This is a genomic window from Sphingomonas sp., assembly GCF_030145815.1.
GTDB lineage: Bacteria > Pseudomonadota > Alphaproteobacteria > Sphingomonadales > Sphingomonadaceae > Sphingomonas.
The window spans coordinates 1-12,549 of record NZ_JAIXHL010000021.1 but is presented as its reverse complement, the minus strand read 5'-3'; the positions used below and the strand labels follow the sequence as shown (position 1 = coordinate 12,549).

Sequence of the window (12,549 nt, the reverse complement as noted above, 5' to 3'; positions counted from 1 at the left end):
GTATCGATGGCGACCATCCCCGCGACGTCCCCCGAAGACGCGCTCGCGATCCGGCGGCGCACCGCCACGCTGATCCTGCTCACCGCCGCCTATTTCTTCAGCTACATGGACCGGCAGATCCTCGCGATCCTGCAGGAGGACATCAAGAAAGAGCTGCTGCTGTCCGACACGCAGCTCGGACTGCTTGCGGGCTTTGCCTTTGCCCTCTTCTACGCGACGTTGGGCCTGCCGGTCGCGCGCTGGGCCGACCGGAGCAACCGCGTCAACATCATCGCGATCGCGCTGTCGCTGTGGAGCGCGATGACTGCGGTGTGCGGGCTGGCGCAGAATTTCGTGCAATTGCTGCTTGCCCGGATCGGCGTCGGCATTGGCGAGGCGGGATCCAGTCCGCCGAGCCATTCGATCATCGCCGACCTCTACCCGCCCGAAAAGCGCGCTGGGGCCATGGGCATCTACTCACTCGGCGTCGTGCTGGGCGCCGCGGGCGGCACGATCATCGGGGGGACGCTGGCGCATTATTTCGGATGGCGCGTCGCCATGTTCGCGGTCGGCATTCCCGGCATATTGCTGGCGATCATCATCAAGCTGTTCGTAGTCGAGCCGCGCCGCGGCCTGTCCGACCCCAGCCATGTTCCCGCCGCGCAGGGCGCGATGCCGAGCCTTGGCGACGGATTCCGCTCGCTGTTCGCCAATCGCGCCGCGGTGCATCTGGTGCTGGGCGTCACCATCACCTCGCTGATCGGCTATGGCCATACCGCGTTCGGCTCCAGCTTCCTGATCCGCACGATCGGGCTCTCCAAGATCGAGATCGCGTCGATCGTCGCGCCGGTGGGCGCGGTGTGCGGCACGTTGTCGGCGGTGCTCGGCGGGTGGCTCGCGAACAAGGCGGCGGTACGCTGGGGTCTGCACAGCCAGGCGTGGCTGGTGCTGGTGATGAAGGGGGTGGGGCTGCCCTTGTCCTTCCTGTTCTTCGCCTCGTCCGATCCGTGGATCGCGATCCCGATCTACTGGGTGTCGTTGCTGCTGGTGAACTCCTATCTCGGTCCAAGCTTCGCGCTGATCCAGGGGCTCGCGCCGCTGCGCATGCGGGCCTTATGGGCGGCGGTGACGTTGCTGGTCATCAACCTGATCGGGCTTGGCCTTGGTCCGACGATGATCGGGGTCATTTCCGACGCGCTCAAGCCCAGCTATGGCGAGGCGGAGGCACTGCGGCTGGCGATGCTCACCTTTGCCGCAGCCACGCCATGGGCGCTGTTCCATTACTGGCGCGCGGGGGTGTGGTTGAAGCGGGGGGCGGCGGCTTAGGTCCGCCCGGCGCGCTTGGCGCACCGGATTGCGCGCGCTAGGAATGTGCCAACAGCAACCGTTCGAGTGATCCCCATGCGTTCGATTTCACGCGTCCTCGTTTCGACGCTGTTCTTGCTGTCGCCCATGGCCGCCGCGCAGCAGGTGGCGCTTTCGGACTACGATCCCAAGATCACTGCGCCGGCCTTTGCGGGACCGGGGCCGGTCGTCGCGATCGACGGCGCGCATCAGAATTTCCACACGATCGAGGGGCGTTATGCGCCGTTCGCGACGCTGGTGCGCGCCGATGGCTATCGTCCCCGCGCGCTGACCGAGGCTGTTACGGCGTCATCGCTTGCAGGCACGGCGGTCCTTGTCATTGCCAACGCCCGCCAGTGTTATGCAGCCCCTGAAATCGCCGTAATCCGGGGCTGGGTGGAGCAGGGCGGGTCGCTGCTGCTGATCGCCGATCACACGCCCTTCGGCACCGCCACGACGCCGCTCGCTGCGGCGTTCGGGGTCGAAATGGGAAATGGCTATGTAGCGGTGCGTCAGGACGGCAAGGTAACGTCGCGGATCGCCTTTTCCGGTCGGCTGCTTGGCACGCACCCGATCGTCACCGGACCCGGGCCGGGCGGGCGCGTCCGGCGGGTCGAAACCTTTACCGGCCAGTCGCTTTCGGTGCCCGCAGGGGCGACAGCGCTGCTGACCTTGCCGGAAGATGCGCTTGAGGTTGCGGGCCCGCCCCAAGTCGATGCCCTGCGGCGCGGGGAAAGCGCTCCGGGGCAGCGCGTCGGCGGTCGTGCCCAGGCCGTAGCGCTGGAACTCGGCAAGGGGCGGGTCGTGATTGCGGGCGAGGCCGCGATGTTCACCGCGCAACAGATGAAGTCGGGCGCGGAGGTCGGACTCGACGTCGCCGACGACCAGCGTTTCGTGCGTAACGTGATGGCCTGGCTGGCGCGGGCGATGCCCTAGCCCCGGCTCAGAACTCCAGCACCCGGTCGTCGAACAACCCGAACACGATGGTCGAAGCATAGAACGCCACCGCGCGGTCGCGGGGCATGGTGCTGGCCCATTTGCGCATGTCGAACGCTGCGTTCTGCAGCGCCATCATCGTCTGGCTGGCGACCAACGGGTCGATCGCGCGGATCGATCCCTCCGCGATGCCGTCGGACAGCATGCCGGCATAGCGCCGCGCGATGCGGTTCGATCGGTCGATGAGCGCGGTGCGCACGCGCGCGGGCAGGCCCGACAGGGCGGTGGTGCGCAGCAGCGGCCCGCGTTCGGAGAATTGCACGTCGAGCAGGGTCGCGATGATGCTGGTCAGCTTGCGCCAATGGTCGCCCGGCCCTTCCTCAGCCAACCGCTGCGCGTCGGCGATCAGGTCGAAGCTGCGCTTGTAGCATTCGATCACCAGCTCGTCCTTCGCGTCGAGATGGTGGTAGAAGCTGCCCTTGGTCACGTTGAGCTCGCTCGCGATCTTCTGCACTGACGCGCCGCGATAACCCAGTTCGTTGATCAGCCGCGTCGCCGCGAGCAGGAACGCCTCACGCCCCGGCTCGGCCTCGTCATGCGTCAGGTCGAGCATTGCCGGTTTCCACACATCGCCCGGCGTGGCGATGCCGTGGCGGAACACGTCCATCAGCCGGCTTTCCACGCGGGGATATTCGTCCACCTCGTAGCGCGTGATCCAGGCGGGCAACCAGAAGGTGTTTTCCAGCAGGACATGCGCGCGCCCGCCCCGCAAATCGGTTTCGGCGCGGGTGCCGCCTTCGCCCCACAGGGCGCGGGTCTTGCGGAAAATCTGCTGCCAGCGCTGCATCAGGCGGGTGCGCAGATCGCCCTCCATCGCGCGCAGGTCTGACAGGATCGCGAATGCCTTTTCCTCGCCGCGATGGATGCTGGCGAGACGCGCCATGTTGATCGACAGATAGCGCGCAACGCGTGCTTCGGGCGTCGCTTCGCGATGCGCCTCGTCCAGCATCGCGTCGAGCCGGTCCAGCGTCACGTCGAACGCGGCGGCCGCCAGGTCTTCCTTGCGCTTGAAATAATAGGTAACGCTGGTGGTGTTGAGGCCCACGCGCTGCGCGACATCGGCGAAGGTCATGCCCTTCGCGCTCTGATCGTTGATCACGTCCGCTGCCGCCGCGAGGATCGCGTCGCGCTTGGCGCGGAACCGTTTCGTTTCCCCCCGCGCCTCTTCGGGCGCTGCGTCTTCGGCGTTCATCGCGCCAGATTAGCAAATTTGATTCGAACGAACAGTCCTAAACGCGCATTCGGCCATGCACAGCAAACCGTAGCCGAAAAATGCGGTCAGCCCCACTTTACCGAATATCGGGTATGGCCTAATCGACTCGAAACGGATTTGAGAAGGAGAGGGCGCATGGATTTCACGCTGACCGAGCGCGAGACCTATTTCCGCGACCGCGTGCGCACGTTTATCGACCAGCATATCACCCCGCGCAACGACGAGTATCGCCGCCAGGCCTATGAGGGCGAGCGCTGGAAGGTGCTGCCGGTGATCGAGGAACTGAAGCCGGTCGCACGTGCGCAGGGGCTGTGGAACTTCTTCATGCCGCCGCATTCGGGCCAGACCCACGTCGATGACAGTTTCGAGTTCGAGGGGACGCAGCTCACTAACCTCGAATATGCGCTGTGCGCCGAGGAGATGGGCCGCGCCGGCTGGGCGAGTGAGGTGTTCAACTGCTCCGCGCCCGACACCGGCAATATGGAGGTGCTGCACCGTTACGGCACGCGGGAACACAAGGAACGCTGGCTCAAGCCGCTGATGAATGGCCAGATCCGTTCGGCCTTCCTGATGACCGAGCCGGACGTGGCTTCGTCCGACGCGACCAATATCCAGACGTCGATGGTTCGCGACGGCGATCATTATGTGATCAACGGCCGCAAATGGTGGTCGTCGGGCGTGGGCGATCCGCGCTGCGCTGTCGCGATCGTAATGGGCAAGACCAACCCCGATGCCTCGCGTCACGCGCAGCAGAGCCAGATTTTGGTGCCGATGGACACGCCCGGTGTCAGGGTCGAGCGCATGCTTTCGGTGTTCGGGTATGATCACGCGCCGCACGGCCATGGCGAGGTGATGCTGGAGAATGTCCGCGTGCCGGTCGAGAATATCCTGCTCGGCGAAGGGCGCGGGTTCGAGATCGCGCAGGGCCGCCTCGGGCCGGGGCGCATCCATCATTGCATGCGATCGATCGGTGTCGCCGAAATGGCGCTGGAGCTGATGTGCAAGCGGCTGCTGAGCCGCGTGGCGTTTGGCAAGCGCATCGCCGACCATTCGATCTGGGAACAGCGCGTCGCGGAGGCACGCTCGAACCTCGAGATGATGCGCCTGCTGTGCCTCAAGGCCGCCGACATGATGGACAAGGCGGGCAACAAGTCAGCGCAGGGCGAGATCGCGATGATCAAGGCGATGGGGCCGCGCATGACGCTGCAGATCCTCGATGACGCGATCCAGGCATTTGGTGGCGCGGGCGTGTCGGGCGACACCCCGCTGGCGAGTGCCTGGGCGAGCATGCGCACGCTGCGCTTTGCCGATGGCCCGGATGAGGTGCACAACCGTGCGATCGCGCGCAGCGAGTTCGGGAAATACGGTGAGTTCAAGGCCGATCGCCCGAGCAGCGGCGACATGGCGGTGACGCGGTAATCCTCCGCCGTCACCCCCGCGAAAGCGGGGGCCCATCTCCCGGACGTGCGGCAACTGCGCCCGGCGAGGTGTTTGGATAGCGCAGGAGATGGGCCCCCGCTTTCGCGGGGGTGACGATTGAGGTTTGGGGAGCTCAAGTGAAAGCAGCAGTGTTGTTCGAGGCCGGGAAACCCCTCGAAATCCACGACATCCGCATCGACAAGCCTGGCCCGCGCGAGGTGCTGGTGCGCACCGCCGCGTGCGGCGTGTGCCGGTCGGACCTGCACTTCGTCGATGGGGCCTATCCGCACGCGATGCCGACCGTGCCGGGGCATGAGGCGGCGGGCGTGGTCGAGGCGGTGGGGAGCGAGGTCACACGGCTCAAGCCCGGCGATCATGTCATCACCTTCTTCACCGTGTTCTGCGGGTCGTGCGAGTTTTGCGTTTCGGGCCGCCCGTCGCTGTGTCTGGACAATTCGACCCGTCGTCCGGCCGATGCCGCGCCCAAGCTGACGCTGGCCGATGGCACGCCGGTCAACCACTTCCTCAACCTCTCGGCCTTCGCCGAACAGATGCTGATCCACGAAAATGCCTGCGTCGCGATCAGCAAGGATATGCCGCTCGACCGCGCCGCGTTGCTCGGCTGTGCCGTGCTGACCGGGGCAGGGGCGATCTTTCGCGACAGCAAGGTGACGCCCGGCGAGACGGTGGCGGTGATCGGGTGCGGCGGGATCGGCCTGTCGGCGATCAACGCCGCGAAGATTGCGGGTGCGGGCAAGATCATCGCGATCGATCCGGTGGCGGAAAAGCGCGCGCTGGCGCGGAAAATGGGCGCGACGCACGATCTCGACGCGATGGCGCCCGATCTGGTCAAGCAGGTGCTGAAACTCACCGATGGCGGTGTGGATTACGCGATCGAGGCGGTCGGACGGCCGCAGACCGCGGAGACCGCATGGCACGTGCTGCGCCGGGGCGGGACCGCGACGATCCTGGGCATGATCAAGCCGGGTGAGTCGGTCAGCATCCCGGGTCCGACCTTCCTGTCGGGCAAGAAGCTGCAAGGGTCGCTCGCCGGGTCGATGCAATTCCCGATCGACCTGCCGCGGCTCGTCCAGATGTATCTCGACGGCGTGCTCGACCTCGACACGATGGTAGCCGAGCGGATTAGGCTGGAGGACATCAACCATGCCTTCGACAATCTGCGCCAGGGGGACGCGGTGCGCTCCGTGATCGAGTTCGCATGACGCCGCCGGCGGGGCATCGCGGCGGACAGCCGATGGAGCAGGTTGACGACCTCGACGTGGCGAAGCTCACCGCATGGATGGCGGCCAATGTCGCCGGGTTCGCCGGCCCGTTGACCTACGCCAAATTTCCCGGCGGGCAGAGTAATCCCACCTATCGCATCGATGCGGCGAGCGGTGCCTATGTCCTGCGGCGCAAGCCGTTCGGGCCGCTGCTGCCATCGGCGCACGCGGTGGATCGCGAATATCGGCTGATTGCGGGGCTGCATCCCACCGGCTTCCCGGTCGCGCGGCCCTATGGGCTGTGCGAGGACGACGGGGTTGTCGGGTCGGCTTTCTACATCATGGAGCTGGTCGAGGGCGCGACCTATTGGGACGGGGCGCTGCCGGACAAGACTCCAGCGCAACGTACCGCGATCTATTACGAGATTTGCGACCGGTTGGCGCAGCTGCACGAGACCGATTACGTCGCGGCGGGCCTCAGCGATTACGGCAAGCCGGGCAGCTATTTTGAGCGGCAGGTGGGGCGCTGGACCAAGCAATATCGGCTCGCCCAGACCGATGATCTGGAGGATGTCGAAAAGCTGATCGAGTGGCTGCCGCGCACCCTCCCGCCGCAGACGCGCACCAGTATCGTCCATGGCGACTATCGCATCGACAACATGATCTTCGACGCGGAACAGCCGCGGGTTAAGGCGGTGCTCGACTGGGAGCTGTCCACGCTGGGCGATCCGATGGCGGATTTCAGCTACCTGCTGATGAACTGGATGATCCCCGCCAATGGCGCATCGGGCATCGGCGGCATTACCGGGGCGGAGACGGGTATTCCGACCGTGGAGCAGATGGTCGAACGCTACTGCGCCGCGACCGGGCGCGACGGGATTCCCGATCTCAACTGGTATTTCGCATTCGGCCAGTTCCGGCTGATGAGCATCGTGCAGGGGATCAAGCGCCGCCTGCTCGACGGCAATGCCAGCAATGCCCATGCCGAGGAGACCGCGGCGCGCGTGCCGGGGCTGGCGGCGAGTGCGTGGGAATTTGCCCGCAAGGCGGGTGCGTAGAAGTAATAGCCCTCTCCCCTCTAGGGGAGAGGGTTGGGAGAGGGGCAGGAGTGGAGAGGGCATTGCACTGCCCCTCTCCCCAACCCTCTCCCCTGAAGGGGAGAGGGAGTTTAGATGAGCCTGTTCGATTTGGCCGGTAAGGTCGCCATCGTCACCGGATCCTCGCGCGGGATCGGCAAGGCCAGCGCCGAGGCGCTCGCCGATCAGGGCGCGCGGGTGGTGATTTCCAGCCGCAATCAGGATGCGTGCGACGAGGTTGCGGCCGCAATCAACGCCAAGCATGGTGAGGGGACGGCGATCGCGGTCGCGGCGAGCATTTCGCACAAGGACGCGCTCCAGCATCTGGTCGACGAAACCCGCCGCGTGTTCGGGCGGATTGACATCCTCGTCTGCAACGCCGCGTCCAACCCCTATTACGGGCCGCTGGCGGGGATCGCGGACGAGCAGTTCCGCAAGATCCTCGACAACAACGTCCTGTCCAACCACTGGCTGATCCAGATGGTCGCCCCCGAAATGCGCGAGCGCAAGGACGGGGCGATCGTCATCATCTCCTCGATCGGGGGCCTGCGCGGGTCGCCGGTGATCGGCGCCTACAACGTGTCCAAGGCCGCGGACTTCCAGCTCGCGCGCAACTATGCGGTGGAATATGGCCCCGACAATGTCCGCGTGAACTGCATCGCGCCGGGCCTGATCAAGACCGACTTCGCCCGTGCGCTGTGGGAAGACCCCGCAGCCGAGGCACGGGTGAACAAGCAGACGCCGCTGCGCCGCCTCGGCGAGCCGGAGGATATTGCCGGCGGCGTCGTGTTCCTGGCTTCGGCAGCGGGGCGCTACACCACCGGGCAGGCACTGGTGATCGATGGCGGGGTGACGATCTGATGGCGCGCTTCACCGACAAATCGATCATCGTCACCGGCGCGGGCAGCGGCATCGGCCGCGCCGCTGCGATCCTGTTCGCCGCCGAAGGGGGGCGGGTGATCGTTGCCGACAAGACCGAAGGCGCGAACGAGACGGTCGCGCTGATCGCCGCCGCCGGGGGCACCGCCAAGGCGATCCGGATGGATGCGGGGAGCGAGCCCGACGTGATCGCCACGGTCGATCTTGCCGTCGCCGAATTTGGCGGGCTGGATATCCTGTTCGCAAATGCCGGGATTTCGGGCGGCATGGCCAATCTATTCGACACCACGCCGGAGCTGATGGCCGAAGTGTTGCGGGTGAACCTGATCGGGCCGCTGCTCGCGATCAAGCATGGCGCGCCGAAGATTGCCGAACGCGGGAAGGGCGCCATTGTTCTGACCGCCAGCGTCGCCGGCATCCGGTCCGGCGCGGGCAGTCCAGCCTATTCGGCGTCGAAGGCCGGGGTCATCAACCTCGCCGCCGTCGCCGCGCAGCAGCTGTCGGGATCGAATGTCCGCGTCAACGCGCTCTGCCCAGGGCTGACCGAGACCGGGATGACGAAGCCGACCTTCGACTATGCGCGCGAAGCCGGGAAGATGGATCGCGTCGGCCGGTTGAACCCGCTGCGCCGGGGTGCTCAGCCGGAGGAACTGGCGCGGGCGGCGCTGTTCCTTGCGTCGGATGACGCGAGCTACGTCAATGGACAGGCGCTGGCGGTCGATGGCGGGCTGTCGTCGAGCCATCCCGTGACGCGGCAGGAGTTTGGGAAGACGGCGGTTTAGGCGTCGGGGAAGCTGCCTGTCGGCTCGCGACCCCATCGTGGTCGTTCCTGCCCCTCCAATTTCCTCGCCCTGAACTTGCTTCCGGCGTGAGCTACGTCCATCATGAACTCCGACCGACACCCTGCGAGATCATGTGGCAGAAATCGCGCTAATCCTCCCATCGGGTTTATCGATAGTGTTGATGGCGACGCTGCTGGTATTCCGGCTGCGGATTCGACCTTATTTTCTGGCCATTATCCCGCTTGTATCGATCGGGCTTACATGGTTGATCTACAATATTGCCTTCACAAGCATCGAACTTGGACCGTTTTTTGGGGTCACTTTGGCGGCATCCTATTTTCCAGCCGTCATTGTTTGCATGGGCATGGGGTTTAAGCATCTCAACTCGCCGCACCGATAGCGATGTGATTTAACATTGAACTCGGCGGGGCCGCTGAGCTCGAGCGTCCGAATCCCACCCAATTTCTATCGTTTGGACGCTCCGCTGATCGCCGCCTCTCGGTATCGACCGCCTAATGCCTTGATCCGGTAACAAAAAAGGCGGACGCTGCGGCTATGCTGACGCTCCTCGCCGCCGCCGCCCAGTCCGCCACCATCCTCGTGCCGCCGCCCCCGCCGCGGTCTCCCACCCATCTGGCCCCGCCGGCCATTCAGACGCCGCCTTATCGCCCGCATCTGGTCGATTATGAGGGCGCCACCGCGCAATGCGGCGGGCAGATCGTGACTCCGCTTGCGGCCGTCGCCCCCTTCACTCAGGTCGCCCGGCTGGGGGTCGATGCACCGCGTTCCTATGAGATGGGGTTCACCATCGGCGACGATGGCCGTCCGCTCGGGATTACGCAGCGGGTCGCGGTATCCGGGGGCAAGGGCTATGTTCAAGCCACCGACCTTGCCCCGGCGCTCAGCCTGTGGCGCTTCCCGGCGAGCGCTGCCGGGGCCGCCTGCACCATGACCTTCACCCCGCGCAGCATTCCGCTGGACCGCGCGGCACCGGCCGATCTTTACCGGGTGGCGGCGCTGCGCATGGCTAACCCGTCGGAGTTCACGACGGTGATGCAGCAAATCCGCAAGTCGGGCGATTGCGCTGGGCCGGGGCGTCCGCGCATCTTGCTGCGCGCGTACATCGACGATCGCCGCATCCCCCAGACGCCGGGCGTGCCGTCCTATGCCGTCGCCAGTTTCGATGTCGATGCCGATGGCGTGCCGCATAATCTGGGCATCGTCGCGAGCGATGGCAACCGCGTGCTGGAGGCGGCGGCGAGCGATGCGGCGAGCCGCGGGCGCTATGTCGGCAACGCGCCGCGCACGCGCTGTACCATCCCGTTTCGCCGCGCCGCGACCGCGCCGGTTCCCGCCCCCGCGATGCCGCCCAAGGCGGAGTATCCGGCTGGCAACTGCCCTGAGCCGGTTCGCTGGGCACGCCCGCTCAGACAGGAATTCCCCGACGCGTTCCGCCGCCGGGGAATCGAGGGTTGGGCGATCGTCCGCTACGACCTTGCCCCCTGGGGGGCGACCGGGGCGGTCACCGTGCTGGCCAGCGAGCCGGCGGCGGACTTTGGCGAACAGGCGCGGCGCATGATCATCGCGGCGCGCGCTGAGGCCTCACCCAGCGGCGCGCAGGGGTGCATTGCCCGCGTGCAGTATCGCATGGCCGCGGTCGACGATCCCGACGACGATGCGCCGGGTTTCTGACGGCTCCTGACATGCGATTGACCCGGCCGGAGCAAAGTCCGACCCTGCATCCGAAACAAAAGGGAGCAGGGCGATGCGGATCATTCGGGCACTGACGGCGGCTTCATTGATGGTGGCGAGCATCCTGCCGGCGCCAGCGCAGGAGGTGGTGGTGACTGCCACGCGATCGTCGAGCAATCGCGACGGGTTTCAGGGCACATCGATCCCGATTATCACGTTGCGCCGCACGGCGGATTTCGCGGTTCAGCGCGTATCGATCACCGGCGATACGCGCGATGAGGCGCTGCGCCGCAAGGAAATCTACGCAATGGTGCGCAGCGCGATCGAGCAGGCGGGGAAGCATGGCGTCGAGCTGGCGACCGGCGACTATGTCGTCGAGGCGCTGACGCTCGCCAATTATGGCGATCTGTTGCTCAGCCGCGATGGCCGCCCGGATTCGGAGCGGACCAGCTTCATCATCAAGGTGAAGCTGGAGCCCGGCATGGACGCGCGCGCGGCGCTCGACCGGATCGCGAAGTTCATCAAGGCGGTGCCGCCGACCGGGCGCGCGCAGATCGAGAAGAGCGGCGACATGACATTGTCGGTGCTCAACCCCGATCAGTATCGCAACAAGATCATCGAGATGATCGCAGCCGATGCTGCTGCGACGAGCGCACGGTTCGGTTCGGACTATGGCGTCGAGGTTCGTGGGCTGGATCGCCCTGTGGAATGGTCGCGCGCGAGTTTGACTGAGGTATTCCTGTATCTGCCGGCGGCCTATGTGATCCGGCCGAAACAGTGAGGCCACGTCTCCCCTCCCGCTCGCGGGAGGGGCCGGGGGAGGGCCTGTCACAGCATCGGAAGGCCTGTTTGGACAGGCCCTCCCCTAACCCCTCCCGCAAACGGGAGGGGGACTTGCAGCCCTTACCCCTCGCGCATCCGCATCAGCCCTTCCTGCGCTACGCTCGCCACCAGTCGCCCGTCGCGGCTGTAGATCCGCCCACGGTTGAACCCGCGCGCATGGCCGGCCCAGGGGCTGTCGGTGGTGTAGAGCAGCCAGTCGTCGGCGCGCAGCGGTTCGTGCAGCCACACGGCGTGGTCCAGGCTCGCGCTCTGCAGCCAGCGCGTCATCCAGTTGACGCCGTGCGGCATGGTCGCGGTGCCGAGCAGCATCATGTCGCTGGCATAGGACAGCACTGCGCGGTGCAGCGCGGGATCGTCGGGCAGGGCGGCGGCGGTGCGGAACCAGCTATGCTGGACAGGTTCGCGCTTTTCCGGCTTGAACCAGTTGCGCGGATTGCAGGGGCGGATTTCGATCGGCCGCGGGCGCAGGAAGAACGGGCGGAACCGCTCCGGCACATGGTCGCGGATTTCTTCGCGCAGGTCGAATTCGGAGCGCAAATCGTCCGGCCCCGGCACGTCGGGCATGTCGGCCTGATGCGACAGGCCGTCCTCGGGCCGCTGGAACGATGCGATCATGTTGAGAATCGGCACGCCCTGTTGCAGCGCGATGACGCGGCGGTTGGCGAAGCTGCCCCCGTCATAATCGCGCACCACGCGATAGATGATCGGGAAATCCTCATTGCCCGGCCGCATGAAATAGGCGTGGAGCGAGTGCGCGTCCTTGCCCTCGACCGAGCGCTGTGCCGCCTGCAGCGCCTGCGCGATCACCTGCCCGCCGAACACGCGCCCGACCCCGCCGGGCTGGCGTGCACCGCGATACAGGTCGACGTCGATCGTTTCGACGTCGAGCAGGTCGATCAGCTGGGTCACTTGCTCGGCAGCGGTTTCCGCGCGTTTTTCGGTCATTATTCCTCCTTAAGCCCCTCCCCTTTAGGGGAGGGGGTGGGGTGGGGCCTATACACTGGGCGAGCGGTCTCGGTGAGATTTCGCTGCCCCACCCCCCACCCCACCCCAGAAGGGGAGGGGCGGTGGATCGTCAATACCCCGGTCGCTGAAACACAACT

At 66.0% G+C, this 12,549-nt stretch carries 12 protein-coding genes; 10 read left to right on the top strand and 2 right to left on the bottom strand.

What is annotated here, in order from left to right; all coding sequences use genetic code 11:
• Positions 1–6 precede the first annotated feature (6 nt).
• Positions 7–1,305 carry an MFS transporter gene (locus KYX69_RS17105; protein WP_300499333.1) on the top strand — a complete coding sequence of 433 codons (1,299 nt, stop codon included), beginning with the start codon at positions 7–9 and terminating at the stop codon, positions 1,303–1,305.
• Positions 1,306–1,380: 75 nt separating this feature from the next.
• Positions 1,381–2,259 carry a DUF4350 domain-containing protein gene (locus KYX69_RS17100; RefSeq protein ID WP_300499331.1) on the top strand — a complete coding sequence of 293 codons (879 nt, stop codon included), beginning with the start codon at positions 1,381–1,383 and terminating at the stop codon, positions 2,257–2,259.
• A gap of 7 nt (positions 2,260–2,266) precedes the next feature.
• On the opposite strand, the gene KYX69_RS17095 is transcribed toward KYX69_RS17100, so the two are convergent.
• Positions 2,267–3,511, bottom strand: a complete 1,245-nt coding sequence (locus KYX69_RS17095) for a TetR/AcrR family transcriptional regulator (protein WP_300499328.1) — start codon at positions 3,509–3,511, stop codon at positions 2,267–2,269.
• Positions 3,512–3,667: 156 nt separating this feature from the next.
• Here KYX69_RS17095 and KYX69_RS17090 point away from each other — a divergent pair, with 156 nt between their 5' ends.
• The 8 genes from KYX69_RS17090 to KYX69_RS17055 all read left to right on the top strand — a co-directional run bounded on the left by KYX69_RS17090 (position 3,668) and on the right by KYX69_RS17055 (position 11,384).
• Complete coding sequence (locus tag KYX69_RS17090; RefSeq protein ID WP_300499327.1) at positions 3,668–4,951, top strand: acyl-CoA dehydrogenase family protein; 1,284 nt, start codon at positions 3,668–3,670, stop codon at positions 4,949–4,951.
• 137 nt (positions 4,952–5,088) lie between these two features.
• On the top strand, positions 5,089–6,174 hold the full coding sequence (locus tag KYX69_RS17085) for a Zn-dependent alcohol dehydrogenase (RefSeq protein ID WP_300499325.1): 1,086 nt from the start codon (positions 5,089–5,091) through the stop codon (positions 6,172–6,174).
• Positions 6,171–7,232 (top strand): phosphotransferase family protein, encoded by a 1,062-nt coding sequence (locus KYX69_RS17080; RefSeq protein ID WP_300499322.1) that lies wholly within the window; start codon positions 6,171–6,173, stop codon positions 7,230–7,232. Before KYX69_RS17085 ends, KYX69_RS17080 begins: the two co-directional genes overlap by 4 nt.
• 114 nt (positions 7,233–7,346) lie before the next feature.
• Positions 7,347–8,111 (top strand): SDR family NAD(P)-dependent oxidoreductase, encoded by a 765-nt coding sequence (locus KYX69_RS17075; RefSeq protein WP_300499320.1) that lies wholly within the window; start codon positions 7,347–7,349, stop codon positions 8,109–8,111.
• Positions 8,111–8,911, top strand: a complete 801-nt coding sequence (locus KYX69_RS17070) for an SDR family NAD(P)-dependent oxidoreductase (RefSeq protein ID WP_300499317.1) — start codon at positions 8,111–8,113, stop codon at positions 8,909–8,911. Before KYX69_RS17075 ends, KYX69_RS17070 begins: the two co-directional genes overlap by 1 nt.
• A gap of 181 nt (positions 8,912–9,092) precedes the next feature.
• A complete protein-coding gene (locus KYX69_RS17065; RefSeq protein ID WP_300499314.1) occupies positions 9,093–9,311 on the top strand; it encodes a hypothetical protein in 219 nt (72 codons plus the stop codon).
• Between the two features lie 155 nt (positions 9,312–9,466).
• Positions 9,467–10,603: an energy transducer TonB gene (locus tag KYX69_RS17060; protein WP_300499312.1), complete on the top strand. Its 1,137-nt coding sequence runs from the start codon at positions 9,467–9,469 to the stop codon at positions 10,601–10,603.
• Positions 10,604–10,676: 73 nt separating this feature from the next.
• Entirely contained in the window at positions 10,677–11,384 is a 708-nt protein-coding gene (locus KYX69_RS17055; RefSeq protein WP_300499310.1) for a TonB-dependent receptor, read from the top strand.
• A 122-nt stretch (positions 11,385–11,506) separates the two neighbouring features.
• On the opposite strand, the gene KYX69_RS17050 is transcribed toward KYX69_RS17055, so the two are convergent.
• Entirely contained in the window at positions 11,507–12,391 is an 885-nt protein-coding gene (locus tag KYX69_RS17050) for an acyl-CoA thioesterase II (protein ID WP_300499307.1), read from the bottom strand.
• Positions 12,392–12,549: the final 158 nt, after the last annotated feature.